Here is a 25,581-nt window from a genome sequence, read left to right as displayed (position 1 = left end):
CGGTCGCGAAAACCGGGCACGGTGGAGCGTCGGACTTGTATCGGTTACGTCCTCGGGGACACGTGTCCCCCGGGATCACGCCTCGGCAGGTTCCTCGGACGGCGCCTCGGCCTCGGCCTCGACCTCGGCCTCGGCCTCGGCGGGGTTCTGCGACTTACCGGGGTTGGCCTTCGCTTCCGCCTTGCGGGCTTCCTGCGCCTGCCTGGCCTCGGCCATCGCCTCGGTCTTCTTCTTGTGCGGACCGAGGACCATGATCATGTTGCGGCCGTCCTGCTTCGGGTTCGACTCGACGAACCCGAGGTCCTGGACGTCCTCCGCGAGACGTTGCAGCAGTCGGTAGCCCAGCTCGGGGCGGGACTGCTCACGGCCACGGAACATGATCGTGATCTTGACCTTGTCGCCCTGCTTGAGGAACCGGACGACGTGACCCTTCTTGGTGTCATAGTCGTGCGGGTCGATCTTCGGCCGGAGCTTCATCTCCTTGATGACCGTGTGCGCCTGGTTCTTGCGCGCCTCACGGGCCTTCATGGCCGACTCGTACTTGAACTTCCCGTAGTCCATGAGCTTGCACACGGGCGGACGGGCGTTCGCCGCGACCTCGACCAGGTCCAGGTCGTACTCCTGCGCAAGCTCCAGTGCCTTGGCCAGCGGGACGATGCCCACCTGCTCGCCACTGGGACCGACAAGTCGCACCTCGGGAACGCGAATCCGGTCGTTGATGCGGGGCTCGGCGCTGATGGATCCTCCTCGGTAGCACCACGCGACGGTCTGGCGGACAGCCGCGTAACGTCTGTATGCATAAGACCTAACCGCACCGAAGCACAAAAAATGCCCCGGACGATCACAGGCGGGGCTCCAATGACTACCGGAGCACCGTCGCGGTGAACGCGGGGCGCACTTTCGGGCGACTCCATCGTCCGTACGGAACGATGGTGGCCGCCTGACCGGGGTGACCCGCCGTCCCGGGGGACGATCGGGTGGGAGATCGGAGCCTCCACTTGTGGGCCGGACATGGTGATGTCCAGCCGGTCGTTACACAAGGTTAGCAGCAACGGTGGGGAAGGGCTAATCGGGAGGGCGCCGCACGCGACCGCTTATCGTGTGGGCATGAGTGAGACCTCCCCCTCCGGCCCCGCCGAGCAGCCCGACTTCGACGAGATGACCCGCGACATAGCCGAGGTCCCCGCGGTCGAGGTGATCGTGACGGTCGCCGTCAACCTGATGAGCGCCGCCGCCGTGAAGCTGGGCCTGACCGAGGAGGGCGACAAGTACAAGGACCTCGACGAGGCCCGCAAACTGGTGACCGCCCTCGCCGGTCTGCTGGACGCGAGCACCACCGAGATCAGCTCCTTCCACGCGGCCCCGCTGCGCGACGGCCTGAAGTCGCTGCAGCTGGCGTTCCGCGAGGCGTCGATCGTCCCGGACGAGCCCGGCCAGGGACCGGGCGAGAAGTACACGGGCCCGGTCTACGGCTAGCCGGTCACCGGACGTACAGGGGCTCGCCCGGTGGCGTCGCCCCGGACGGCAGCAGTGCCAGGTCGAGGCCACGCACCAGGCGGGCCCTCAGTGTCTCGTCGGAGGCGAGCCGCTGCGCGACGGACCGGGCGGCCTCGGCGGGTGCGGCGGAGCCGTCGAGCACGAGGGCGAGCGTGCCGTCGGCCGCGCCGGGCCCGAGGTGCGCGCGCAGCACGGCGGACTCGGCGGCCACCGCGGCCCGGATCGCTTCCCGTACGGCCGGGTCGGCGAGCGGGTCGGCCGTCGTACGCCCCTCGGCGAGGGCGAGCAGTGCGGATCCGGTCAGCTCGAAGGGCACCGGACCGGCCATGTCCAGGACCACCGTGTCCGCCTTCTCGTGCGCGGCCGCCTGAAGGGCCTGGTGCAGGGGTACGGCGACGGGCCGTGCCCCGGGATCCCAGCGGGCCAGCGAGTCGGTGGAGGTGAAGGCGGGCAGGGCGGTGCGGGAACCGGCCTTCAGGGTGGGCACGGCCATGTCACTGGTCTTCTCGCGGCGCAGCCCCTTCTCGTCCTCCTCGGCCTCACCCAGTACGGCCACCACCGGAACCAGCAGCCTGGCGCCCTTGAGCGCCTCCAGGACGGGTCCGACGGCGGTGCGGTCCCCGGCCCACGCGGCCAGCGCGGCGCTCAGCCGGGGGTCGGCGGAGCCGTCGTCGTCGGAGAAGCCGGGGTCGGGAATGTTCTTGTTCGCCACGGTCACCGACCCTATAGGGGGAAGCCGCCGGGCCTGCGCGGCCCCTGTGACCCCGGTGACAGGGCTTTCACAGGAATCCCGGTTTTCCCTGAGGCAGATCTCAGTCCGGTCCAACGGGGCGCACAGTCACCGCCCCGAGCATCGCGGGCATGGAGTCTTCCAGAGCCCGCCGTCGCCGCCGCGCTCGCCCGTCCCGGCGCCGCCCGCTCCTGCGCACCGCACTCGCCGCCGTCGCCATAGCCGGCGCCACGGCCGCCGGGTCCGTGTACGTGAAGGCGCGGGCGCACCCCGGACCCGTATCCTCGGCGGCGTCACCGTCGGCCTCCTCCCCGGCCCCGACGGCGACCGGGGAGGCATCGGTGGAATCCGTGGCGCGGCCGTCGGCCGACCGCAAGACGCTGCTGACGAAGGCCGTACGGGCGGTCGGCGTGCCGTCGGCCGCGAAGGTGTCGGCGGCCGTGCTGGACCTCGGCTCCGGCGAGAGCGCGGCGTACGGCGACGCCCTCTTCGACACGGCGAGCATCGTCAAGGTCGACATCCTGGCGACGCTGCTGCTGCAGGCGCAGGACGCGGGCCGGCATCTCACGGCGACGGAGAAGGCATACGCCGTGAAGATGATCGAGAACAGCGACAACGTCTCTGCGACGGCCCTGTGGCACGCCATCGGGACGGCGGACGGGCTCGACGCGGCCAACGAGCGGTTCGGGCTCACGCACACCACGGGCGGCGACGGTGAGCTGTGGGGGCTGACCCGGACCACGGCGGCGGACCAGCTCGTGCTGCTCCAGCAGGTGTTCGGGGACGACTCGAAGCTGAGCGAGGCCTCGCAGGCGTACGTCCAGGGGCTGATGAAGACCATCGAGCGGGACCAGGACTGGGGTGTCTCGGCGGCGGCCGACGGCTCCGCGTGGGCGCTGAAGAACGGCTGGCTGGCCCGCAGCACCACCGGCCTGTGGGACGTCAACAGCATCGGGCGGGTCACGGTCGGCGGCGACGACTACCTGGTCGCCGTGCTGTCCGACGGCAACGCGAGCATGGCCGACGGCGTCTCGCTGGTCGAGGCGGCGGCGAAGGCGGCCGTGTCGGCGTTCACCGGGGACGCCGCGACGTCGTCGGCCTCCGCCACCGCGTCCGGGCAGGGGTGAGGGGCAGGACGGCCTCAGAGGCCGTCCTGCCCCCGCTCCTCGCGGCGGCGCCGCCACAGCACGACCGCCGCGACCAGGAGCACTCCGCCGGCGCTGCCGGCCAGCGGCCCCGCCCAGCCCGACGGACCGCCGGTGCCGTCGTCGGTGTCCGGTCCGGAGCCGAAGTACTTCTCGTCGTGGGACACGGCCCGTATGCCCTCCGGCTCGAGGCGGGCGGCGGCCTTGATGGCGGCGGCGGGGTCGACCATGCCGAAGCCGCGGGAGTCGTCGCGGCCGCCGCTCGGCGCGTCCCGGGCGGTGTCCTCCAGGAGCTTCTTGATCTGGGCCGGGGCCAGGCCGGGACGGGCGGCCTTGATCAGCGCGACGGCGCCGGAGACGAAGGCGGAGGCCGCGCTCGTCCCCCATCCCTCGTAGTACTTGTGGTCGGGGTCGGCGATGACGACGTCGACGCCGGGGGCACTGACCGTGGCGTACCAGCGGCGGGTGGAGAAGGAGGCGCGGGTGCCGTAGCGGTCGACGGCGGTCGCGGCGATGACGCCCGGGTAGGCGGCCGGGTAGGAGATGTGGTCGCCCTTCTCACCGCCGTTGCCGGCCGAGGCGACGACCACGGCGCCCTTCTTCAGGGCGTACTGGACGGCCTCGTCCTCGCCGGGTTCGGGGTGGGCGGAGGCGGAGTCGTCGCCGAGGGAGAGGTTGATGACGTCGGCGCCCTGGTCGGCGGCCCAGCGGATGCCCTCGGCGAGGGCGTTGCCACGGGTGGCGCGGGCCTTGCCGCGGGCGGAGTCGCCGTCCTCCAGGATCACCCGGACGGGAAGGATCTTCGCCTCGGGGGCGATGCCCAGGATTCCGTCGCCGTTGCCGGGGCCGTGTCCGTGGCCGGCGATGATGCCGGCCATCGCGGTGCCGTGCCGGGCCCAGGTGCGGTCACCGCGCCGGGCGCCGAACTCGATCATGTCCTTGCCGGGCAGGACGTTGCCCACCAGGTCCGGGTGGTCGTCCTCGACGCCGGTGTCCAGGACGGCGACGGTGATGCCCTTGCCCTTGGTGGTGCGCCAGGCCTCCTCGGTGTGCATGGCGGACAGGGCCCACTGCTGGGCGCGGATGCCGTCGGCGTACGCCGCCGTGGACGGCAGGAGGGCGACGGAGCCGGCGAGGAGGAGGCTCAGGGCCGCGCCGGTCGTACGGTTCATGAAGGGCTCTCCGTGGCCGTGGCCGGGCTGACGGTCTTGCGCAGCCGCCGTTCGATGCGGTCGGCCAGGCCCTGCGCCTCGTTGCCGAGCCCCGCCTGGGCGGGGGCCGAGGTGGCGCCGGAGCGGGTGGCCTGGGCCGCGGGCTGCGGGTCGTCGACGGTGCGGCCGTCGGCCCAGCCGGAGACGGCGTAGGCGACCACGGGGGCGTCGGTGAGGACGGAGATGGTCCAGGAGGCGCGCTGCTTGTCGCCGAAGGCAGCGGCGGCGGTGTCTTTCGCGGCGTACGGGCGGGGCATCAGGTCGGTCCGGCCGCCGAGGCCCTCGTTCTGGAAGCGGCGGGCCAGGGAGCTCATGGCGGCGGCGTCGGCCTTGGTGAAGAGCAGACCCACGGTGGTGACGTAGCTCTGGGTGGCGTCGGTGTAGGTGGCGCGCAGCAGCCGGCGGCAGCCGACGGGGGCCAGTGCCTTCCTGAGCAGCGGGTCGAAGGCGTTCGCGCAGCCGCTGTCCGGGGCGACGGCTATCCGTGTCCAGGTGCGGTCGGCGCCGCCGGGGCCGGCGCCGGTGCCCGCCACGGTGGGCGGGAAGAGCTGGTCGACCGGCACGCTGTGCCACAGGTCGGCGGCCGCGGCGTAGCTGTTCACGGCTCCGGTGCCACCGTCGTCGCCGGTGAGCCAACTCCCGGTCACCGCACCGCCGATGAGCCCGAGTCCGAGGACGACGCAGGCGGCGGCAGCGGCGGCGCGGGGCCGTACCCGCACGCCCAGTGGCCGGGGCCGCCCGCGCTCGTCGTACCCCTCGGCCTGCCCGAACGTCACGACGGGGGGCACCGCCGCGCTCCAGGACAGGGCGGGGTCCGGGGCGGGGGCGGGCGCGGTGACCGGCGGGGTGTAGGTGCTCCGGGCGGGGGCGGCCACGTGGGGTGCGTCACCGCCGCCCGCGTCGGTCCTCGTGGCCGACAGGAGCCGGCGCAGCCGGGCGTTCGCCTGCGCGGGGGTTTCGGCCGGGGGGCGGGCGGGCCGGGGCCGGATCCGGTCCGCTCCGGGGACGCCGGTCTCGCGCGGCTCACGCCCGACGGCCGGCGGTGCGTCGGGGAAGCGGGCCGAGGCGGGCGGCGGCGGGGCCGTCGGGCTGGGATTCCGTGCGGCGAAGGCGGGGCGGACGTAGGGGAAGTCCGACCGCGAGTCCGGGCCGCTGGTGCTCCGAGCCCCCGGCACACCGGAGTTGGGCCGGCGCGCACCGGCGGGCGTCCCGCCGGTCACCGTGCGCGTACCGGAGGGGCTGTCTCCGGTCACCGCACGCGACGCCGCGGAAGCACTGGCCGTGCCGCCGCCCGCCGCACGCGGGCCCGAAGGCGCACGGCCGGCCCCGGCCTCCCGCGAGCCGGACGCGGCGCTGCCGGTCGCCGTGCGCGAAGGGGGCCCGTCACCGGCCGCCGAACGCCCCGCCGCAACAGCGCCACCGCCCACCGCACGCGAACCGGAGGAAGCACCGCCTGCCGGCGCACGCGATCCGGACGGGACACCGTCGGCCGCCGGACGGGAACCGGACCGATCGCCGCCGCCCGTTCCACGGGAACCGGGCGGAGCGCCGCCGGCCGCCCTGGGCGCGGGCGGCGGGGCGTCTGCCCGGCCGGTACGGTCGACGCGGCCGGGACGGTCGGCACGCTCGGGCGCCGCGCCGGTCGCCGGGCGCCGGCGCGGCGCGTTCGCGCCGGGATCCGGGGCGGGACCGCTGTCCCCGGCCTCCTCCGGCCGCGACCCGCCGTCCGGGGTGCCGGGGCCCGGCGGGGTGGGATCGTGGGAGGGCCGGGGCGGGATGGGGGCGTGCCGCGCTTCCGTGCTCATGCACCCCCCGATCCCTCGTGCCAGTACGCATACCCGCACGTGGGGACCGGCATCCCGGCGCAGGGCAGGCGGCCGGGGCGGTCCCACGTACGTGCGCGTCACTCTACGGCTTGCTCCCGGTCGAACGGGAACCAGTCCGGCGAGCCCGGGGCATCTGCCCGGAACGTCCCCCTACCCTGCGGTAATCCAGTCTGGCAGGCTGCGTGCATGACTGCGCGCGCCTCCGACCGGGCCCGTTACGACAGGGCCACCGCCCATCTCGACGCCCCCCTCGCGATCGTGGACCTGGACGCCTTCGACGCCAACGCGGACGACCTCGTCCGACGGGCCGGCGGCAAGCCGATCCGGGTGGCCAGCAAGTCCGTACGCTGCCGTGCCCTGCTGGAGCGGGTGCTGGCGAAGGACGGGTTCGCCGGCATCATGTCGTTCACGCTGGCGGAGTCCCTGTGGCTCGCCCGCTCCGGCTTCGACGACGTCCTGCTCGCCTACCCGTCCGCCGACCGGGCCGGTTACGCGGAGCTGGCCGGCGACCCGAAGCTCGCCGCCGCCGTGACGGTGATGGTCGACGACCTCGCCCAGCTGGACCTGATCGACGCCGCCCGGGACGGTGGCCGCGAAGTGGTGCGGGTCTGCCTGGAGTTGGACACCTCGCTGAAGCTGCTCGGCGGGCGGGTGCGGGTGGGGGCGCGCCGTTCGCCGCTGCACTCCCCCGCCCAAGTGGCGGAGCTGGCGCGGGCGGTGAGCCGGCGGCCGGGTTTCCGGCTGGTGGGGATCATGGCGTACGAGGGGCACATCGCCGGGGTCGGGGACTCGGTCGCCGGCCGTCCCTTCCGTTCCCGCGCCGTCCGGCTGATGCAGGCGACCGCCCGGCGGGAGCTGGCCGAGCGGCGGGCCGCGGTGGTGCGGGCGGTCCGGGCGGTGGCGCCCGGGCTCGAGTTCGTCAACGGCGGCGGCACGGGCAGTGTGCAGCACACCGCGGCCGAGTCCGCCGTCACGGAGATCGGGGCCGGTTCGGGGCTGTACGTGCCGCGCCTGTTCGACAACTACACGTCGTTCACCGGCCGTCCCGCCGCCCTCTTCGCCGTGCCCGTGGTGCGGCGGCCGGGCGTGGGCGTCGTCACCGTGCTCGGCGGCGGCTATCCCGCCTCCGGTGCTCCCGGCCCCGACCGGCTGCCGGTGCCGTACCTGCCCGAGGGGCTGCGGTACGACCCGCAGGAGGGGCCCGGCGAGGTACAGACCCCGCTGCTCGGCCCGCCCGCCGACGACCTGCTGATCGGCGACAAGGTGTGGTTCCGGCACGCGAAGGCCGGTGAGCTGTGCGAGCGGTTCGACGCGCTGCACCTCGTCGAGGGGGACGCGGTGACGGCGACGGTGCCGACGTACCGGGGCGAGGGCCACACGTTCCTGTGACCCGTGCCCCGGTGACCCGCGACGGCCCGGGGACGCCTCTAGAGCGGCGTGACGTACGCGCCGGAGATCCCGCCGTCCACCAGGAAGTCGGTGGCGTTGACGAAGGAGGAGTCGTCGCTGGCCAGGAAGGCGACGGCGGCGGCGATCTCCTCGGCCTCGGCGAACCGGCCGACCGGGATGTGCACCAGGCGGCGGGCGGCCCGCTCGGGGTCCTTGGCGAACAGCTCCTGCAGGAGGGGCGTGTTGACCGGGCCGGGGCAGAGGGCGTTGACGCGGATGCCCTCCCGGGCGAACTGCACCCCGAGTTCGCGGGACATGGCGAGGACGCCGCCCTTGGAGGCGGTGTAGGAGATCTGCGAGGTGGCCGCGCCCATGCGGGCGACGAAGGACGCGGTGTTGATGATGGAGCCCCTGCCCTGGCGGCGCATGTAGGGGATGGCCGCCTTGCAGCACAGGTAGACGGAGGTGAGGTTGACCTCCTGGACGCGCTTCCAGGCCTCCAGACCGGTCTCCAGGATGGAGTCGTCGTCGGGCGGGGAGATGCCGGCGTTGTTGAAGGCGATGTCGACGCTGCCGTAGGTGTCGTGGGCGGCCTTGAAGAGGGCCTCGACCTGCTCGGGGTCGGTGACGTCGACCTTCACGAAGAGCCCGCCGACCTCCTCGGCGGCGGCCTTGCCACGGGTCTCGTCCACGTCGCCGCAGACGACGCGCGCCCCCTCGGAGGCGAGCCGGCGCGCGGTGGCGAGGCCGATGCCGCTGCCGGCTCCGGTGACGACGGCGGTGCGGCCGGCCAGGCGGCGGCAGATGTTTTCCTCGGTCATGTGCGGCTCAGGCCTCCGTGCTGATGAAGACGTTCTTGGTCTCGGTGAAGGCGGTCAGGGCGTCGGGGCCGAGTTCGCGGCCGAGCCCGGACTGCTTGAACCCGCCGAAGGGGGTCCAGTAGCGGACGCTGGAGTGGGAGTTGACGGACAGGTTGCCGGCGCGGACGGCCTGGGCGACGCGCAGCGCGCGGCCGGCGTCACGGGTCCAGACGGAGCCGGAGAGGCCGTAGGGGGTGTCGTTGGCGAGGCGGATCGCGTCCTCCTCGTCGGTGAAGGGCAGCAGGACGGCGACCGGGCCGAAGATCTCCTCGCGGGCCGCGGCGGAGTCGGGCCGTTCGCCGGTGAGCACGGTCGGCGGGAACCAGAACCCTGGTCCGTCCGGTGCGCTGCCGCGCAGCGCCGGGGCGGTGTCGGGGACGTAGGACCGTACGCGGTCGAGCTGCGAGCGGGAGATCAGCGGGCCCATCCGGGTCTTCTCGTCGGCCGGGTCGCCCACGACCACGGCGGCCAGCGCGTCGGCGAGGAAGTCGCGGGCCGCGTCGTACACCGGTTCCTGGACGAGGATGCGGGTGCGGGCGCAGCAGTCCTGGCCGGCGTTGTCCAGGAAGGAGAAGGGGTCGAGGGCGGATTCGAGGTCGGCGTCGGCGAAGACGACGTTCGGGCTCTTGCCGCCGAGTTCCAGGGTGACCGGCTTGACCAGCCGGGCACAGCGTTCCATGACCTCACGGCCGGTGCGGGTCGACCCGGTGAACACGATCTTGGCGATGTCGGGGTGGTCGGCCAGGGCGCGTCCCGCGGTGCGGCCGTATCCGGGGAGCACCTGGAAGAGGTGCTCGGGCAGGCCTGCCTCCAGGGCCAGTTCGGCCAGGCGCAGGGCGGTGAGCGGGGTGGTCTCGGCGGGCTTGAGGACGACGGCGTTGCCCGCGGCGAGGGCCGGGAAGGAGCCCCAGGCGGCGATGGGCATGGGGAAGTTCCAGGGGGCGATCACGCCGACGACGCCGAGGGGGTCGTGGAAGGTGACGTCCCAGCCGCCGGGGGCCGGGATCTGCCGGCCGAGCAGGCGTTCGGCGCCGCCCGCCGCGTACAGCAGCAGGTCGCGGGCGTTGCCGGCCTCCCAGCGGGCGTTGCCGACGGTGTGGCCGGCCTCGCGGACCTCCAGCCGGGCCAGTTCCTCGACGTGGGCGTCGACCACGTCGGCGAAGCGGCGCAGCAGCCGGGCCCGGTCGGCCGGTGCGAGGGCCGCCCACGTCGCCTGGGCCCGCCCGGCGCGTACGACGGCTGCGTCCACGTCCTCCGCGGTGGCGGCGGGGACGGTGGCGACGACCTCCTCGGTGGCGGGGTTGAGGACCTTCAGCTCGTGCTGGTCGGACACGTGGTGACCTTTCACATGCGTTCGAAGGAGCGGCGCAGCTCCCAGTCGGTGACCGCGGCGTCGAAGGCGTCGAGTTCGACGCGCGCCATGTTGCGGTAGTGCGCGACGACCTCGTCGCCGAAGGCGGCCCGGGCGATCGCGCTGTTCTCCCAGAGCTCGGCCGCCTCCCGCAGGGTGGTGGGCACGTGCGCGAAGTCGGCGGTGTAGGCGTTGCCCGAACAGGGGTCGGGCAGTTCCAGCTTCTGCTCGATGCCGTGCAGTCCCGCCGCGACCAGTCCCGCCACCGCCAAATGCGGGTTGACGTCGCCGCCGGGCAGGCGGTTCTCGAAGCGCAGGGAGCGGCCGTGCCCGACGACCCTGAGGGCGCAGGTGCGGTTGTCGTGGCCCCAGGCGACCGCGGTGGGGGCGAAAGACCCGGGCTGGAAGCGCTTGTAGGAGTTGATGTTCGGTGCGTAGAGCAGCGAGAAGTCGCGGAGCGCGGCGAGCTGTCCGGCGAGGAAGTGGCGCATGACCTGGGACATCCCCTCGGGACCGGCCATGGCGTTGGTGCCGTCGGCGTCGGCGAGCGAGAGGTGGATGTGGCAGGAGTTGCCCTCGCGCTCGTTGTACTTGGCCATGAAGGTGAGGGACATGCCTTCCTGGGCGGCGATCTCCTTGGCGCCGGTCTTGTAGACGGCGTGCTGGTCGCAGGTGACGAGGGCCTCGTCGTAGCGGAAGGCGATCTCGTGCTGGCCGGGGTTGCACTCGCCCTTGGCGGACTCGACGGTCAGGCCGGCCGCGGCCATCTCGTTGCGGATGCGGCGGAGCAGGGGCTCGATGCGGCCGGTGCCGAGGACCGAGTAGTCGATGTTGTACTGGTTGGCCGGGGTGAGGCCCCGGTAGGCGGCGTCCCAGGCCTGTTCGTAGGTGTCCTTGAAGACGATGAACTCCAGCTCGGTGCCGACCTGGGCGGTGTAGCCGAGTTCGGCGAGCCGCTCCAGCTGGCGGCGCAGGATCTGGCGGGGCGCGGCCACGACCGGGGAGCCGTCGTTCCAGACGAGGTCGGCGATCAGCAGGGCCGTGCCCTCGTTCCAGGGGACGCGGCGGAGGGTGGACGGGTCGGGGTGCATGGCGAAGTCGCCGTACCCGCGGTCCCAGGAGGACATGGCGTAGCCGTCGACGGTGTTCATCTCGGCGTCGACGGCGAGGAGGTAGTTGCAGCCCTCGGTGCCGTGCCGCAGGACCTCGTCGAGGAAGAAGCGGGCGGCGAACCGCTTGCCCTGGAGCCGCCCTTGCATGTCGGGGAAGGCCAGGACGACAGTGTCGATCTCACCGCCTGCGACGAGGGCGTGCAGTTCCTCGACGCCGAGCGGGGGTGTGCGGTCTGCCACGGGAGAGCCTCCTTCGGCTTTCTGCGCGCTTCTTCACGCTTCTTCGGCCGGACCGGGAGCCATAAGGTATTGCGGAGAACCATTGCTTGGGAAGGGGGCGCGGCCAGATGCCAGTGGATGCCGACGGCGGTCTCGACGACCGGCTCACGCAGGTGCTGCGGCCGGTGCGGGCGGGCAACGGCTTCGAGGAGGCGCTGGAGCAGATCCTCCAGGTGGTCCGGCTCGGCCTGGTGCCGGGCGGGGGGCGGCTGCCCGCCGAGCGGGAACTGGCGGAGCGGCTGGGCATCAGCCGGGTGACGCTGCGCGAGGTGCTGAAGGTCCTCCAGGACCAGGGGCTGGTGGAGTCCCGGCGCGGACGGTACGGCGGCACGTTCGTGCTGCCGCGCGCGGACGCGGGCGGTGAGGACGAGTTGCGGCGCCGGATCGCCGAGGTCGACATCGAGGACGTGCTCCGCTTCCGTGAGGTGCTGGAGGTGGGCGCGGCCGGCCTGTGCGCGGCGCACGGGCTGACCGGTGAGCGGGCGGACCGGCTGCGCGAGGCGCTGGCCCGCACGCACGACGCGCCGCTCGCCGACTACCGCCGCCTGGACACCCTGCTCCATCTGACGCTGTCCGAGCTGTGCGGCTCGCCGACGCTGGCCGCGCAGTACGCGGCGGTCCGGGCGACGGTGAACGACCTGCTGGACTGCATTCCGCTGCTGGTCCGCAACCTGGAGCACTCGCAGCGGCAGCACACCGCGCTGGTCGAGGCGGTGCTGGACGGGGACGCGCAGGGGGCACGCGAGATGATGCGGGAGCACTGCGCGGGGACGGCGGCGCTGCTGCGGGGCTTCCTGGCATGAGCAGGCTCTGGTCTGCAAAGGTGTGACACTGAACCATTGGACCGCTGGGAGGCCCGTGTGACCGGACGACCGCTGATCGGTGTGAGCACGTACCTGGAGACGGGGGCGCGCTGGGGCGTCTGGGAGCTGGAGGCGGCCCTGCTGCCCGTCGGCTATCCGCGTCTGGTGCAGCGGGCCGGCGGGCTGGCCGTGATGCTCCCGCCGGACGACCCGGAGCACGCGGCGGCCACGGTGGCCCGGCTGGACGGCCTGGTCGTCGCGGGCGGCCCGGACGTCGACCCCGCCCGCTACGGCGCCGAACGCTCCCCGCGCACGGGCCCGCCCGCGCCCGAGCGGGACGCCTGGGAACTCGCGCTGATCGACGCGGCGCTGGCCGCGCGGATCCCGCTGCTCGGCATCTGCCGGGGCATGCAGCTGCTGAACGTGGCCCTCGGCGGGACGCTCGTGCAGCACCTCGACGGGCACGCGGAGGTGGTCGGCGTGTTCGGCGGCCACCCGGTCAAGCCGGTTCCGGGCACCCTGTACGGCGAGGTGGTGCCGGAGGAGACGACCGTGCCGACCTACCACCACCAGGCCGTGGACCGCCTCGGCGAGGGCCTGGTCCCCTCGGCGTACGCGGCCGACGGCACGGTGGAGGCCGTCGAGCTGCCGTCCCCCGGCTGGGTGCTGGGCGTGCAGTGGCACCCGGAGATGGGCGAGGACGTCCGTGTCGTGCGGGCACTGGTCCGGGCGGCGTCCGGCTCGTCAGCCCCGCACCGCTCCTGAGCCGGCGGCGAGCCGTTTCCTGAGCCATGCCGGGGCCGCCGCTCCCTGCGCACGCTGGAAGGCGCGGACCGTGGGGATGCCCGGGGGCGGGGGCTGGTGCCCGGCGACGTCCTCGAAGACGAGGGCGACCCAGGTGCCGTCGTCGTACGTGCCGAGCAGCCGGGGTGCGGGCACGGTCTCCGGGAGGGCCGCGGCGTGGCGGGCCTCGGCGCGGTGCAGGGACGGGCTGTGCGGGTTGGCGTCCGCGCTGACCGCCTTCACGAAGGCACGCCGGCCGGCGGCGGTACGGACCCGCGCGGCCGCGCCGGGCGAGAAGCCCCCCGGCTGGGTCACGGCGTGCACGACGGGCGCCCCGAGCAGGTCGGCGACGGCGCCCGTGACGGCACCGGGGAGATCCTCCCAGGGAGTGCGGACGCCCACGGCGGGCGGGGCGGTGGAGGTCATGCGCCATGGTGGCGAGCACGAAGGCGGCTGCGCCAACGGTTTTCCGCCGGCCCGCGCCGCCCGCACGCCTCGGGCCGCCCGGTCCGGCCGGGAGCGGGCCAGGGCGGGCAGAACCCCGGCCGCCCCCACCGGACAGGGCCCCGGCACCCGGACCGCACCACCCCAGCCCAGCCCAGCCCAGCCCAGTCACACCGACGGCCCGCCGCCGGCACCACGCCCCGAGCCAGGGCCTCAAGCCACCCGGTCCGGCCGGGAGCGGGTCAGGGAGAGCAGGTCACGGGCCGGGCCCACGGGGCGGTGGCCCGTCGGCCAGACCGCGCGCAGGGCCCGCTGGAGGGCGACGCCGTCCACCGGGATGCTGACGAGCCGGCGCAGGGAGAGTTCCTCGCCCACCGCGAGTTCGCTCAGTACCGCGGGGCCCGCGCCGCTGACCACGGAGGCCTTGACCGCGGTGGTGGAGGACAGTTCGATCAGCGGGCGGGCCAGGCCGCCCAGGGCCGCGTCCAGGACCTGGCGGGTGCCGGAGCCCTTCTCCCGGAGGATCAGCGGGGTGGACGCCAGCTCCTGTGCCGAGAGGGGGCGCCGGCGGCGGGCCCAGGGATGGGCGGGTGGCGTCACCACGACCAGCCGGTCGTGGGCGATCACCGCGGAGTCCAGGCCGGACGGCACCGACACCCCCTCCACGAACCCGACGTCGGCCTCGTCCGCGAGGAGCCGCTCGGCCACCGCGGCCGAGTTCCCGGCGAGCAGCGACACCGCGGTGTCGGGCCGCCGGGCGCGCAGCGCGATCAGCCAGCCCGGCAGCAGGTACTCCGCGATGGTCATGCTGGCGGCCACCCGCAGCCGTGAGTCCCGCCGGTCCCGGAGCGCCTGCGCGCCGGCGTCGAACGCCTCCGCCGCCTCCACCACCCGCCGCGCCCAGTCGGTGACGAGGGCGCCCGCGTCCGTGAGCCGGGAGCCGCGCGGCGAGCGGTCCACGAGGGCCACGCCCAGCTGGCGTTCCATGGACCGGATCCGGCTGCTGGCCGCGGGCTGCGTGATGCCGGTCTCCCGGGCCGCCGCCCCGAGGCTGCCCAGCCGCGCGACCGCCAGCAGCAGTTCCAGCGCGCCCAGATCAGGCACCCGGTACGCCAGGGATCCGGGCCCCCGTCGCTCCTCCGCCGCACCGCTCGCCTCAGTCATAAGACCAGCTTATGTCCCCATAGGAGCGAACCGGCTGGTCGTCGGCGTCCGCTCGCGCGAGCGTGGGCTCATGCGCTCTGCGCGGCCAGCGCCTCGCGGCACCGCACGCCGTCAGCACCCGCGCCAGCTCGCGGAAGGCCTGCGGCACGTCCCGTACCTCGGTGACCAGGACCTTCGTTCCCGCCGCGCGCAGGGCGTCGAGGTCGGGCGGCCGGTTCTCCTCCTCGTTGGCGACCACCAGGTCGGGGGCGAGGGCCGCGATGCGGTCGAGCCGGGGATTCTTGGTACCGCCGACACGGGTGACCTCGAGGTCCGCCGGATGGCTGCACCAGTCCGTGGCGCCGACAAGGACGCCGGGCAGGGTGACGGCCACCGCTTCGGTGAGGGACGGCACGAGGGAGACGACCCGCACGCGGCGGACCCTACCGGGACCGGTCCTTGACCGCCTCGATGTGTTCCGCCACCGCGACGACGATCACCCGGGTGTCGGGGACCGTGGCCCGCCAGCGGTGGCGGACGCCGCCGGTGAGGTAGAGGGTGTCTCCACGACCGAGGCGGTAGGCGCGGCCCTCCGCCTCGATCTCCACGGCGCCGTCGGCGACGTACATCAACTCGTCGTTGCGATGCTGGAATTCACGGCCGGCATCGTGGTCGCCGGTGAACTCGGAGGCGTGCAGTTGGTGGTGGCCGCGCACCAGGGCCCGCACCCGCGGATCGAAGCCGGGCTCGGTGTCCTCGGCCCGGACGACGTCCACGCTGCACGCCGGGTCGGCGGCGGCGAGCAGTTCGACCGCGGTGGTGCGCAGGGCGTCGGCGACCTTCTCGAGGGAGCTCGTGCTGGGGCGCGCCCGGTCGTTCTCGACCTGGCTCAGGAAAGGCACCGACAGGCCGCTGCGCTCGGCCACGACGGCGAGGGTGAGCTCCAGCGCGCGGCGGCGCCGCCGGACGGCAGCGCCCACCCGGAGGGGCTGCTGTTCTTTGTGGTCGCCCATCGCTCCGGCTCCCTCCTTCGCTCGCCGTGCGTCCGGCCGGGTGCCCCGCATCGGGCGCACCACTTCTGATGGCTTCTCTGCACCCTACGCATGTTCGGCAAACCGTTTCATGCGGCCGTCACATCCATGTCACGCAGCCTCGGCGTCACCCCCAGGATCGCGCCAGCGCAGGAGCCCCCGTCCGGCCTTCGATCGGGGCCGTTCGCGCGGGGTGAAGACAGTGAAGGCGATGCGAAGTCGGCCCGCGGTCAGGCGCACGGGGCGCGGACGGGGAGGACGGCGAGGTCTGGGCAGGGCCATAGCGCTCTGTGGTTGGCCGGATTCTTACCGTGGGTGAGGCCGAGCCCATCCCGTCCGTCGCGTGCGGCACCGTACGTCACGAGGGGGCGGGCGGCGAGGCGGACAACGGTGGCCAAGGTCACGGACCCGCCCGGTACGGCATGATGCGAGGCGTGACCGGACGACTGATGCTCCTTGACACCGCCTCTCTCTACTTCCGTGCCTACTTCGGCGTCCCGGACTCGGTGAAGGCGCCGGACGGCACGCCGGTGAACGCCGTGCGCGGGCTGCTGGACTTCATCGACCGGCTGGTGAAGGACCACCGGCCGGACCACCTGGTGGCGTGCATGGACGCGGACTGGCGGCCCCGCTGGCGGGTCGAGCTCATCCCCTCCTACAAGGCGCACCGGGTCGCCGAGGCGCACGAGGCGGGGCCGGACGAGGAGGAGGTCCCCGACACGCTCTCCCCGCAGGTGCCGGTCATCGAGGCCGTCCTGGACGCACTGGGCATCGCGCGGGTCGGTGTGGAGGGGTACGAGGCGGACGACGTCATCGGCACGTTCACCGCGCACGCCAAGGGCCCGGTCGACATCGTCACCGGCGACCGCGACCTGTACCAGTTGGTGGACGACGACCGCGGCGTGCGGGTGCTGTACCCGCTCAAGGGCGTCGGCACGCTGCAGCTGACCGACGAGGCGTGGCTGCGCGAGAAGTACGGGGTGGACGGCAGCGGGTACGCGGACCTGGCGCTGCTGCGCGGCGACCCGAGCGACGGGCTGCCGGGCGTGCCCGGCATCGGCGAGAAGACGGCCGCCAAGCTGCTCGCCGACTTCGGCGACCTGGCCGGAATCATGGCGGCGGTCGACGATCCCACGGCCAGGCTCACGCCGTCCCAGCGCAAGCGGCTGGCGGAGGCCCGTTCCTACGTCGCCGTGGCGCCGACGGTCGTCCGGGTCGCCGCCGATGTCCCGCTGCCCGACGTCGACACGGCGGTGCCGCACGCGCCGCGCGACGCGGCGAGGCTCCAGGAACTGGCGGAGCGCTGGGGACTGGGCGGTTCCCTGCAGCGGCTGCTGACGACGCTCGGAGCCTGACGCGCGCTGCCTGCCGGGAGCACGCTCTCATCCGGTTCCGAGGGAAAGGGTGTTTACTTGCCCCGAATGCTGACTTAGGCGAACCTAACCAATAGGGCGCCCGATCCATGGAACTGGGAGGCCGTCATGGCAGAACGTCCGGGACGCAAGCCGCGCAAGCCCCATTCCGCCCAGGTGGTGCGCACCGAGCGGCTGACCCCGCACATGCAGCGGGTGGTGCTCGGCGGTGAGGGACTGGCGGACTTCGCCGCGGACACCTGCACCGACCACTACGTGAAGCTCCTGTTCCCCGCCGCGGGCGTGACCTACCCCGAGCCCTTCGACGTGGAGCGGATCCGTGCGGAGTTCCCGCGCGAGCAGTGGCCGGTGACCCGGACCTACACGGTGCGCAGCTTCCGTCCCGAACAGCGCGAGCTGACCCTCGACTTCGTGATCCACGGCGACGAGGGGCTGGCCGGGCCGTGGGCGGCGCGCGTCCAGCCGGGCGAGACCGTGCGTTTCATGGGACCCGGCGGGGCCTACGCGCCGGACGTGAGCGCCGACTGGCATCTGCTCGCCGGTGACGAGAGCGCGCTGCCCGCGATCGCCCGCTCCCTGGAGGCGCTGCCCGCGGGCACCAGGGCACACGCCTTCGTTGAGGTCTCCGGCCCCGAGGAGGAGCAGAAGATCGACTCCGACGTGCAGGTCGTCTGGCTGCACCGCGGTGACCGGCCGGTCGGCGCGGCCCTGGTCGAGGCGGTACGGGCGCTGGACTTCCCCGAGGGCCGGGTGCACGCCTTCGTGCACGGCGAGGCGGGCTTCGTGAAGGAGCTGCGCCGGCTGCTGCGCGTCGAACTCGCCGTGCCCCGCGAGGACCTGTCGATCTCCGGCTACTGGCGTCTGGGCCACAACGAGGACGGCTGGCAGGCCACCAAGCGGGACTGGAACGCCCGGGTCGAGGCGGAGCAGGAGGGCGGCACGGCGGCCGCCTGAGCCAGGCACTTCCCGGAGGTGGCGGCACTCATGAGGGTGCCGCCACCGGCGTGTCCGGGGCCCCACACGGGCGTGAGGACTTGGGCCCGTGCCGGACATGCCGACGTGACGCGGCCGAAACAGCCCCTGCCTAATTTCTGTCGCCCGACAGGAACTCGCTTCCTCCGCCGCGCCCAAGGCAGGTGCCGCCGTGACGACCACCGACCACCGTGACCACCGTCCCCTCGACGACCGTCCCCTCGACGACCGTCCCCTCGACGACCATTCCCTCCAGGAGTTCGGCTACCGCCAGGAACTGCACCGCAGTCTCGGCCGGTACGCCTCCTTCGCCGCCGGGTTCTCCTTCATCTCGGTACTGACGACCGTCTTCCAGTTCTTCGCCTTCGGGTACTCCTTCGGCGGGCCGGTCTTCTTCTGGGCCTGGCCGGCCGTGCTGACCGGCCAGCTCATGGTCGCCGCGTGCTTCGCGGAACTCGCCGCGCGCTACCCGATCTCCGGCGCGATCTACCAGTGGTCCTCTCGGCTGTCGACTCCGGCCTTCGGCTGGTTCGCCGGCTGGATCATGGTGATCGGACAGGTCGTGGTGGTCGCGGCGGCGGCGCTGGCCCTGCAGATGGTGCTCCCGGCGCTCTGGTCCGGCTTCCAGCTGATCGGCCACGACCCCTCGCCCGTCTCCGCCGACGGCGCCGCCAACGCGGCGGTGCTCGGCATGGTCCTGCTGGCGCTGACGACGCTGGTCAACCTCGTGGACAACCGTCTGATGTCCGCCGTCAACCGCATCGGCGTGACCGCCGAGATCATCGGCGCCGCGCTGATCGTGGTCCTGCTGCTGACCCACGCGAAACGCTCCCCGGGCATCACCTTCCACACCGGTCCCGCCACCCAGAGCGGGCTGTTCGGCGCGCTGCTGGTCGGCTCGTTCACCGCCGCCTACGTGATGATCGGCTTCGACAGCGCGGGCGAGATGAGCGAGGAGACCCACCGCCCGCGCCGCACCGCCCCGCGCACCATGATCACGGCCCTGGGCGCCGCCGGGCTGCTCGGCGGTCTGGTGGTCCTCGGCGGGCTGCTCGCCGCGCCCAGCCTCACCGACGGGCACCTCGCCGTCGACGGCCTCAGTTACGTCCTGACGAGCAGCCTGGGCGACGGAGTGGGCCGGGTGCTGCTCGCCGACGTGGTGGTGGCGATCGCGGTGGCCACGCTGGCCATCCAGACGGCGGCCTGCCGGATGCTGTTCTCCATGGCGCGCGACGGGCAGCTGCCGTTCGCGAGGAAGCTCGCCCGCGTCAACCCCCGAACCGGCATGCCCGGTGCCCCGGCCGTAGTGGTCGGCGTCCTGGCGGCAGCCCTGCTGCTGCTGAACTTCGCCTCTCCGGACGCCTTCCTGGCCATCGGCACCACCTGCATCGTGATGCTCTACCTCGCCTATGCCATGGTCACCGGCCCCCTGCTGCTGCGGCGCCTGCGCGGCGAGTTCACGGCCACGGGCACCGACGAGACCGGCGCGCCCCTGTTCTCCCTGGGCCGCTGGGGCATTCCGGTCAACGCCCTCGCCCTGCTGTACGGCCTGGTCATGACGGTCAACCTGGCCTGGCCGCGCGCGGCGGTGTACGACCCGGCGGGCGGGCACTGGTACTTCCGCTGGTTCACGGTGCTGTTCCTCGGCGTGACGGTCGCGCTGGGCGCGGCCCACCGCGCGTACCGGGCGCGCACGACGGCGATCGAGCCGGAGACGGCGGAGCCCGTACCCGCATAGCGCCTACGCTGGTGCCGATGAGACGCAAGACCCGCACCCCGCCCTCTCCCCTGCCGCAGCGCCGCGGGGTGGATCCGGTGCGGGTGCGGCTGCCGCCCGGCGGGGCGTGGGCCACGGTCGGCGAGCATCTGGTGGAGCGGCTCAGCGGCGCGGGGCCCGGAACGGTCGAGGGGATGCTCGACGCGGGGCTGGTCGTCGGGGCGGACGGCCGGCCGGTGGCCGCCGACACCCCCTACGTACCGGGCATGTACGTGTGGTTCCACCGCGAACTGCCCGACGAGGTGCCGGTGCCGTTCCCGCTGGAGGTCGTGTACCGCGACGAGCGGATCGTCGTCGTGGACAAGCCGCACTTCCTCGCCACGACCCCGCGCGGCAGCCATGTCGCCGAGACGGCCCTGGCCCGCCTGCGGTGCGAACTCGGACTGCCGGCCCTGACGGCGGCGCACCGCCTGGACCGGCTGACCGCCGGGCTGGTGCTGTTCACGGTACGCCCCGGGGACCGGGGCCCCTACCAGTCGCTCTTCAGCGACCGGCAGGTGCGCAAGGAGTACGAGGCGGTCGCCCCGTACGTCCCCGGTCTGGCCCTGCCCCGGACCGTGCGCAGCCGGATCGTCAAGGAGCGCGGGATCCCGGCCGCACGGGAGACACCGGGCGAGCCGAACGCGGTGACCCTGGTCGAACTGGTCGAGCACCGGGAGCGGGACGGGCTGGGCCGGTACCGGCTCACGCCCGCCACCGGCCAGACGCACCAGCTGCGGGTGCACATGAGCGCTCTGGGCGTTCCCCTCCTCGGCGATCCGTTGTACCCGGTGGTCACCGGGCCCGTGCCGGCCGGCGACTTCCGGCGTCCGCTGCAACTGCTGGCGCGGAGGCTGGAGTTCACCGACCCGGTCACGGGGGCGGAGCACCGCTTCGTCAGCGGACGGGTGTTGCGGGCCTGGTCGTCGCCCGCCAAGTGGGCTGCCGGGTAGGCGGTCTCCCGGGGCGGGGCGGCCTGGGCGGCGGGCCGGTCAGTCGCCGCGCCACCACCTCGTGACGCGCTGCCACACGCCACGTCGGCGGGCCGGCTCGGCGGGCGCGGGAGCCGGCCGCGGCGCCACCGCCTCCGGTGCGGGTGCGAAGGAGGCGGCCGGCGCGGGCTCCGTACCGGCGGCGCCGATCTGCCACGTGGCACGCTGCGGTGGGATCGGCGCGGGGCTGGGCTTGAGCGTCACGTCCTGCTGGAGCTTCGGTTCAAAACGCACCGGCAGCTCCACCAGGTGCCGCGAGGCGATCGACGACCGCCAGCGCAACTCCTCCTCTTCACAGTCGAGCTGGACGTCCGGCAGGCGGGTGAGCAGCGCGTCGACACCGACGTCGGCGATGGCACGGCCGATGTCCTGGCCGGGACACTCGTGCGGGCCGCCGCCGAAGGCGAGGTGGGAACGGTTGCCCTGCATGTTGGCGGACAGGTCGGGCCGTACCCGCGGGTCGACGTTGCCCGGTCTCGGGGCGAACAGCAGCCCGTCGCCCCGGCGGATGCGCCGGCCGCCCAGCTCCGTGTCCTGCTTGGCGAAGTAGCCGAGGACGGCGCTGAACGGCGGTTCGTCCCACAAGGACTGCTCGACCGCTTCCGGTACCGTCATCTGCCCGCCGTTGAGCTGGGCACGGAAGCCCGGCGCGGTGAGGACCATGCGCAGCGCGTTGGCGAGGAGGTTGGTGGTGGCCTCGTAGGCGGCGAAGAGCACCAGGCGCAGGTGCTCGCGGACCTCGTCGTCGGTCAGCCCCGCCGGGTGGGTGATGAGGTGGCTGGTGAAGTCCTCGTCCGGCTGGGCACGGCGGCGGCTGGTGAGCCGGCTCAGCGCGTCCATGACGTAGGCGTGGCTGGCGATGGCGGTCTCGGTGCCCTTCAGCGCGTCGCGGGCGGCCTGCACCATGCGGTCGTTGTACTCCTCGGGCATGCCGAGGATCTCGCACATGACCGCCATCGGCAGGTGCTCGGCGAACTGGCCGACGAGGTCGGCGCGGCCCTCTGCGCAGAACTCGTTGACGAGCACCTGGGTGTAACGGCCGATGTGGCGGCGGATGCCGCGGTGGTCGATGGTGGACATGGCGCCGGTGACGGCCGCCCGCAGCCGCTGGTGCTCCTCGCCCTCGGCGTGCGCGCAGATGGGCTGCCAGGCGATGTGCGGCATCAGCGGGTGGTCGGGCTTGACCATGCCCTCCACCAGCGGGGTCCAGATACGGCTGTCCCGGGTGAACTGCGAGGGGCTGCGCACCATGTGCAGGTTCTCGGCGTGGCCGAGGACCACCCAGATCGGCACGTCGTCGTGCAGCAGCGCCGGCGCCACGGGGCCGTGGTCCGCCCGCAGCTTGTCGTAGAGCTCGCCCAGGTCGTCCGCTTCCGGGCCGTACAGCCGGCACAGTCCCCCGGGCCCGAGGCCGTGCGCGGGACAGCCGGGCGGCGGGCCGAGCGTGGGATCGTCCGTGCCGGTCGGGGAGTGGGATTCAGGCGTCACAGTGGTCGCTCCGAGGGATGGATCCGGGGTGTGGGCAGAGCGGGGAGAGGAGGGAGTGAGCGGAAAGCGGGTGAGTGGGGAGGGATCAGGTGAGGGCGCCGGTCATGGCGAGGGAGTGCAGGAAGCGCATGAGGGTCATCAGGGTGTCGCGGCTGGAGGCCCGGCGGCGCGCGTCGCACTCGACGATGGGGATCTCGGGCGGCAGGTCCAGCGCGGTGCACAGCTCTTCGAGGGGGTGACGGGGCGCGTCCGGGAAGGAGTTGACGGCGACGACGAAGGGCACCCCGCGCTCCTCCAGACGCCCTATGACGTCGAAGCTGACTTCCAGACGGCGGGTGTCGACGAGCACGACGGCGCCGAGGGCGCCTTCGAAGAGACCGTTCCACAGGAACCAGAAGCGCTCCTGGCCGGGCGTGCCGAAGAGGTAGAGCACCAGCTTGTCGGTGATGCTGATGCGGCCGAAGTCCATGGCCACGGTGGTGGCCGTCTTCGACTCGGAGCCGTAGTCGTCGTCGACACCGATGCCGGCCTGGGTCATGGTCTCTTCGGTGGTCAGCGGTCTGATCTCGCTGACCGAGCCGACCAGGGTGGTCTTGCCGACTCCGAAGCCGCCCACGATCACGATCTTCACGGCGGCCTGGGCCGTATGGGGCAGATGATCCTCGGTGCGTGGGCCCGGGACGGTGTCAGAGTTTTTGAAGTCCATGCATCACCGCTTCGAGGAGTGAACGGTCGGGCAGCGCCTGGCGGACGATCGGAACGCGCGCCTGCACCAGTTCGGCCGAGATCATCTCGGTGATCAGTACGGTCATCGCGCTGAAGGGCAGGTTGAGGTAGGCCGAGAGCTCGGCCACCGACAGGGGGGCGGTGCAGAGCCGGAGCAGCGCCGCCTGCTCGGGCGGGACGGAGGGCGGTGGATCGGCGCGCGCCACGATCAATGTCACCAGGTCCAGCTCGGCGCGCCCCCCGTCCGCGGTGCCGGTGATGACGTACAGCCTCTCGGGGTTCTTCTTGGTCTCGGTCCGCTCGGCCGCGGCGCGGGGTTCCGGCAGCGGTTCCGGTCGCGGATGTCGCCGTTTGCGTCGCGGAGGAGTCATACGGTCTGCCCGTTGCGCCGGGGCGAGGTGGTGAGGTGGGCGCCGATGCGGACGACGAGGTCGCGCATCATGCCGCTCATCCGGCCCGGTTCGCAGACGACATCGGCGAGGACCGCGAGGTAGGCGTTGGCGCCGGCGGCCATCAGGTAGAAGTAGCCGCCGTCGATCTCGATGACGACCAGCTTCATGTCGCCGTCGCTGCCGGGGAGTTCCTGGGCGACGGCGCCGGCCAGGCTCTGTACGCCGGCGCAGGCCGCGGCGACGCGGTCGGCGGCGTCGGGGTCGCCGCCGTGGCGGGCGATGCGCAGGCCGTCGGCGGAGAGCACCACGATCATCTCGATGCCCGGTACGCCGTCGGCGAGCTCCTTGAGCATCCAGTCGAAGTTCGCTCGCTGCTGGATCACTTGAGGTCCCCCTCGTCGTCGGTCTCGGTGTGGTGGGTGGCCGCATCGTCGATCAGGTGCAGGTATGCGGTCGGGTTCCGCGTGAAGTCGGTCGGGTGGCCGGGGTTGTCCTTCTTGAGCCCCTCCCAGAAGGCCTCGACCCACAGTCCGGGTTCGCGGTCGTCCTTCTTCTTCTCCGGCTCGGGTTCGGGCTTGTGCTGCGACCAGACGGTGGGCTTGCCCTCGCGTTCGGCCCGCTCGATGGCAGCCTGTTCGGCGAGGCGCCGGCTGAGCGGGATCTTCATCCTGCTGCGGCGCTGCGGCAGGCCGCCCGCGGTCCATTCGGTGACCTCGGGGACGTCGTCCTCCATGGAGATCCCGGCGGGGATGCGGGGGCTGGTGGGGCGCCGCTTCTTGGGAGCGCGCTTGGGGCCCTCGAGGGCGCCCAGTTCCGCCTTGGGCACGGCGGTGGCGCCGATGCCGTGGGCGAGGCCGGGGGCGGGCTCGGTGGTCATCATGTCGCTGGGCACGATGAGGACGGCGCGGACGCCGCCGTACGCGGAGGAACGCAGCGAGACCTGCATGTGGTACGTGGAGCACAGCCGGCCGACGACGGCCAGGCCGAGGCGCGGGGTGGTGCCGAGGGTCTGCAGGTCGACGCCCGCCTTGGCCGCCTCCAGCATGTTCTCGACACGGGCACGGGACTCCTCGTTGAGGCTGACTCCGGCGTCCTCGATCTCGATGGCGACGCCGGTCTGCACCTCGGTGGCGGTGACGTGCACCTTGGTCTGGGGCGGCGAGTAGCGGGTGGCGTTGTCGAGCAGTTCGGCCGCGGCGTGGATGACCGGCTCGACGCAGGTGCCCTTGATGTTCACGTGGGCGATGGAGACCAGGTCGATCCGGCGGTACTCGAGGATGCGGGACATGGCGCCGCGCAGCACGCTGTACAGCGCCACGGGGTTGGGCCACTGACGGCCGGGGCGGCCGCCGCCGAGGACGGAGATGGAGTCGGCGAGCCGGCCGATCAGCGCGGTGCCGTGGTCGATGCGCAGCAGGTCGTCGAAGACCTCGGGATTGCGCCCGTGGTCCTCCTCCATCTCGCGCAGTTCGTCGGCCTGCTGGTGGACGATGGCCTGGACGCGGCGGGCGATGTTCACGAACGCCTGCTGCGCCGCGTCGCGCGCCGTCTCCTCCTCGTCCACGACTCTCAGCAGGGTCTTGAGCAGGTCACGCAGCGCGGCGGGGAGGTGACGCCGTTCCGGGTCGGCGTCGAGGACCTTGTGCACCACCTCTCTGGGAGGTTCTCCGGCGCGCAGTCGGTGCAGCGCGGTCGGCACGATCTCCGTGCGGAAGCGGAGGAGATCTGCTTCCTGGGCGGCGAGGCGCCGCTCCAGGTACGCGGTGTGACGGGCGTGTTCGGCCCGCGTCTCGTGGAGCTTGCGGCCGCGGCGCACCGCTTCCGCCACCGCCGCGCTCACCAGCAGTGTGGCGCCGGTGCCGCACAGGCCGACCGCGGTCCGGGCCGGCGCCGCGACCACGGCGACGGCGGCTCCGGTCGCCGCGGCCATCAGCATGGCCGGCAACAACAGCACGCGTACGTAGGACAGTTCGCGGCCACCGGGAGGGGATTGGACACTCACCATGTTTGCCCTCTGTGACGAATCGGCAGGGTGTCGGAGGAGCTTTCGGAGGGAAGATTCAGGAAGCAGTGTGGATCTTCGGAATTTTTAGGAACAGGCGCACGAATTCACCTCAACTCGGTGCGCCGCGGGCGAGCCTAGTCCGACCGGATCATCGCCGTGTCATGTTCAGCGACCGCCTGAAATCACCCATGGCGCAGGAGTACGCTCAGCCCCATTTGCACGTACCGCCAACATTCGCACACCCTGCGTAGCCATGGACAGGCGTGCGAGAGT

23 protein-coding genes and 2 pseudogenes are annotated in these 25,581 nt (G+C 73.1%); 9 read left to right on the top strand and 16 right to left on the bottom strand.

Annotated elements, in window-relative coordinates; translation table 11 throughout:
- Nucleotides 1-75: 75 nt before the first annotated feature.
- Nucleotides 76-738, bottom strand: coding sequence for a translation initiation factor IF-3 (infC, locus tag ABZX30_RS08925; RefSeq protein ID WP_355930788.1), 663 nt, complete (start codon nt 736-738; stop codon nt 76-78).
- A gap of 369 nt (nt 739-1,107) precedes the next feature.
- On the opposite strand from infC, the gene ABZX30_RS08920 reads away from it, so the two are divergent.
- Nucleotides 1,108-1,476: a DUF1844 domain-containing protein gene (locus tag ABZX30_RS08920; RefSeq protein WP_355930659.1), complete on the top strand. Its 369-nt coding sequence runs from the start codon at nt 1,108-1,110 to the stop codon at nt 1,474-1,476.
- 4 nt (nt 1,477-1,480) lie between these two features.
- Here the strand turns inward: ABZX30_RS08920 and ABZX30_RS08915 are convergent, their stop codons facing one another.
- Nucleotides 1,481-2,209, bottom strand: a complete 729-nt coding sequence (locus tag ABZX30_RS08915; RefSeq protein WP_355930658.1) for an SseB family protein — start codon at nt 2,207-2,209, stop codon at nt 1,481-1,483.
- A gap of 149 nt (nt 2,210-2,358) precedes the next feature.
- Between ABZX30_RS08915 and ABZX30_RS08910 the strand changes: the two genes are divergently transcribed.
- On the top strand, nt 2,359-3,354 hold the full coding sequence (locus tag ABZX30_RS08910; RefSeq protein ID WP_355930656.1) for a serine hydrolase: 996 nt from the start codon (nt 2,359-2,361) through the stop codon (nt 3,352-3,354).
- Between the two features lie 14 nt (nt 3,355-3,368).
- On the opposite strand, the gene mycP is transcribed toward ABZX30_RS08910, so the two are convergent.
- Both mycP and ABZX30_RS08900 read right to left on the bottom strand, forming a co-directional pair.
- Complete coding sequence (gene mycP / locus ABZX30_RS08905) at nt 3,369-4,544, bottom strand: type VII secretion-associated serine protease mycosin (RefSeq protein ID WP_355930654.1); 1,176 nt, start codon at nt 4,542-4,544, stop codon at nt 3,369-3,371.
- Nucleotides 4,541-5,836, bottom strand: coding sequence for a hypothetical protein (locus ABZX30_RS08900; RefSeq protein WP_355930652.1), 1,296 nt, complete (start codon nt 5,834-5,836; stop codon nt 4,541-4,543). The genes mycP and ABZX30_RS08900 overlap by 4 nt, the downstream gene beginning before the upstream one ends.
- 759 nt (nt 5,837-6,595) lie before the next feature.
- Here ABZX30_RS08900 and ABZX30_RS08895 point away from each other — a divergent pair.
- Complete coding sequence (locus ABZX30_RS08895; protein ID WP_355930650.1) at nt 6,596-7,798, top strand: amino acid deaminase/aldolase; 1,203 nt, start codon at nt 6,596-6,598, stop codon at nt 7,796-7,798.
- Between the two features lie 38 nt (nt 7,799-7,836).
- On the opposite strand, the gene ABZX30_RS08890 is transcribed toward ABZX30_RS08895, so the two are convergent.
- From ABZX30_RS08890 to ABZX30_RS08880, 3 genes are read right to left on the bottom strand one after another with little or no spacing between them, the layout of a single operon-like run.
- A complete protein-coding gene (locus tag ABZX30_RS08890) occupies nt 7,837-8,619 on the bottom strand; it encodes a 3-oxoacyl-ACP reductase (protein ID WP_355930647.1) in 783 nt (260 codons plus the stop codon).
- 7 nt (nt 8,620-8,626) lie between these two features.
- A complete protein-coding gene (locus ABZX30_RS08885) occupies nt 8,627-9,991 on the bottom strand; it encodes an aldehyde dehydrogenase family protein (RefSeq protein ID WP_355930646.1) in 1,365 nt (454 codons plus the stop codon).
- Between the two features lie 11 nt (nt 9,992-10,002).
- Nucleotides 10,003-11,361 (bottom strand): glutamine synthetase family protein, encoded by a 1,359-nt coding sequence (locus ABZX30_RS08880; RefSeq protein ID WP_355930643.1) that lies wholly within the window; start codon nt 11,359-11,361, stop codon nt 10,003-10,005.
- Between the two features lie 107 nt (nt 11,362-11,468).
- Here ABZX30_RS08880 and ABZX30_RS08875 point away from each other — a divergent pair, with 107 nt between their 5' ends.
- A complete protein-coding gene (locus ABZX30_RS08875; protein ID WP_355930640.1) occupies nt 11,469-12,203 on the top strand; it encodes an FCD domain-containing protein in 735 nt (244 codons plus the stop codon).
- Between the two features lie 57 nt (nt 12,204-12,260).
- Complete coding sequence (locus ABZX30_RS08870; protein WP_355930639.1) at nt 12,261-12,968, top strand: gamma-glutamyl-gamma-aminobutyrate hydrolase family protein; 708 nt, start codon at nt 12,261-12,263, stop codon at nt 12,966-12,968.
- A gap of 90 nt (nt 12,969-13,058) precedes the next feature.
- On the opposite strand, the pseudogene ABZX30_RS08865 reads toward ABZX30_RS08870, so the two are convergent.
- The 4 genes and pseudogenes from ABZX30_RS08865 to ABZX30_RS08850 all read right to left on the bottom strand — a co-directional run.
- Nucleotides 13,059-13,412, bottom strand: a pseudogene (locus tag ABZX30_RS08865) (aminoglycoside phosphotransferase family protein); the annotation flags it as partial.
- A gap of 231 nt (nt 13,413-13,643) precedes the next feature.
- A complete protein-coding gene (locus tag ABZX30_RS08860) occupies nt 13,644-14,594 on the bottom strand; it encodes a LysR family transcriptional regulator (protein WP_355930638.1) in 951 nt (316 codons plus the stop codon).
- Between the two features lie 79 nt (nt 14,595-14,673).
- A pseudogene (locus ABZX30_RS08855) lies at nt 14,674-15,006 on the bottom strand (helical backbone metal receptor); the annotation flags it as partial.
- A 10-nt stretch (nt 15,007-15,016) separates the two neighbouring features.
- Nucleotides 15,017-15,586, bottom strand: a complete 570-nt coding sequence (locus ABZX30_RS08850) for an XRE family transcriptional regulator (protein ID WP_355930636.1) — start codon at nt 15,584-15,586, stop codon at nt 15,017-15,019.
- Between the two features lie 443 nt (nt 15,587-16,029).
- Here ABZX30_RS08850 and ABZX30_RS08845 point away from each other — a divergent pair, with 443 nt between their 5' ends.
- From ABZX30_RS08845 to ABZX30_RS08830, 4 genes are all read left to right on the top strand, one after another.
- On the top strand, nt 16,030-16,959 hold the full coding sequence (locus ABZX30_RS08845) for a 5'-3' exonuclease (RefSeq protein WP_355930786.1): 930 nt from the start codon (nt 16,030-16,032) through the stop codon (nt 16,957-16,959).
- Nucleotides 16,960-17,085: 126 nt separating this feature from the next.
- Nucleotides 17,086-17,931 carry a siderophore-interacting protein gene (locus ABZX30_RS08840; RefSeq protein WP_355930634.1) on the top strand — a complete coding sequence of 282 codons (846 nt, stop codon included), beginning with the start codon at nt 17,086-17,088 and terminating at the stop codon, nt 17,929-17,931.
- 190 nt (nt 17,932-18,121) lie between these two features.
- Nucleotides 18,122-19,687, top strand: a complete 1,566-nt coding sequence (locus ABZX30_RS08835) for an amino acid permease (RefSeq protein WP_355930631.1) — start codon at nt 18,122-18,124, stop codon at nt 19,685-19,687.
- Between the two features lie 17 nt (nt 19,688-19,704).
- Complete coding sequence (locus ABZX30_RS08830; protein ID WP_355930629.1) at nt 19,705-20,658, top strand: RluA family pseudouridine synthase; 954 nt, start codon at nt 19,705-19,707, stop codon at nt 20,656-20,658.
- Nucleotides 20,659-20,697: 39 nt separating this feature from the next.
- Here the strand turns inward: ABZX30_RS08830 and ABZX30_RS08825 are convergent, their stop codons facing one another.
- From ABZX30_RS08825 to ABZX30_RS08805, 5 genes are all read right to left on the bottom strand, one after another.
- Nucleotides 20,698-22,185 carry a cytochrome P450 gene (locus ABZX30_RS08825; RefSeq protein WP_355930627.1) on the bottom strand — a complete coding sequence of 496 codons (1,488 nt, stop codon included), beginning with the start codon at nt 22,183-22,185 and terminating at the stop codon, nt 20,698-20,700.
- Nucleotides 22,186-22,270: 85 nt separating this feature from the next.
- Complete coding sequence (locus ABZX30_RS08820; protein WP_355930625.1) at nt 22,271-22,891, bottom strand: ATP/GTP-binding protein; 621 nt, start codon at nt 22,889-22,891, stop codon at nt 22,271-22,273.
- The gene (locus ABZX30_RS08815) at nt 22,872-23,282 is read right to left on the bottom strand and encodes a DUF742 domain-containing protein (RefSeq protein WP_355930622.1); all 411 of its coding nucleotides are present in this window, start codon (nt 23,280-23,282) and stop codon (nt 22,872-22,874) included. The genes ABZX30_RS08820 and ABZX30_RS08815 overlap by 20 nt, the downstream gene beginning before the upstream one ends.
- Nucleotides 23,279-23,686: a roadblock/LC7 domain-containing protein gene (locus ABZX30_RS08810; RefSeq protein ID WP_355930619.1), complete on the bottom strand. Its 408-nt coding sequence runs from the start codon at nt 23,684-23,686 to the stop codon at nt 23,279-23,281. Before ABZX30_RS08810 ends, ABZX30_RS08815 begins: the two co-directional genes overlap by 4 nt.
- Nucleotides 23,683-25,308, bottom strand: coding sequence for an ATP-binding protein (locus ABZX30_RS08805; RefSeq protein ID WP_355930617.1), 1,626 nt, complete (start codon nt 25,306-25,308; stop codon nt 23,683-23,685). Before ABZX30_RS08805 ends, ABZX30_RS08810 begins: the two co-directional genes overlap by 4 nt.
- Nucleotides 25,309-25,581: the final 273 nt, after the last annotated feature.

It is taken from the genome of Streptomyces sp. NPDC004542 (genome assembly GCF_040610035.1).
Lineage (GTDB): Bacteria > Actinomycetota > Actinomycetes > Streptomycetales > Streptomycetaceae > Streptomyces.
This window is presented reverse-complemented; position numbering and strand designations above follow the sequence as displayed.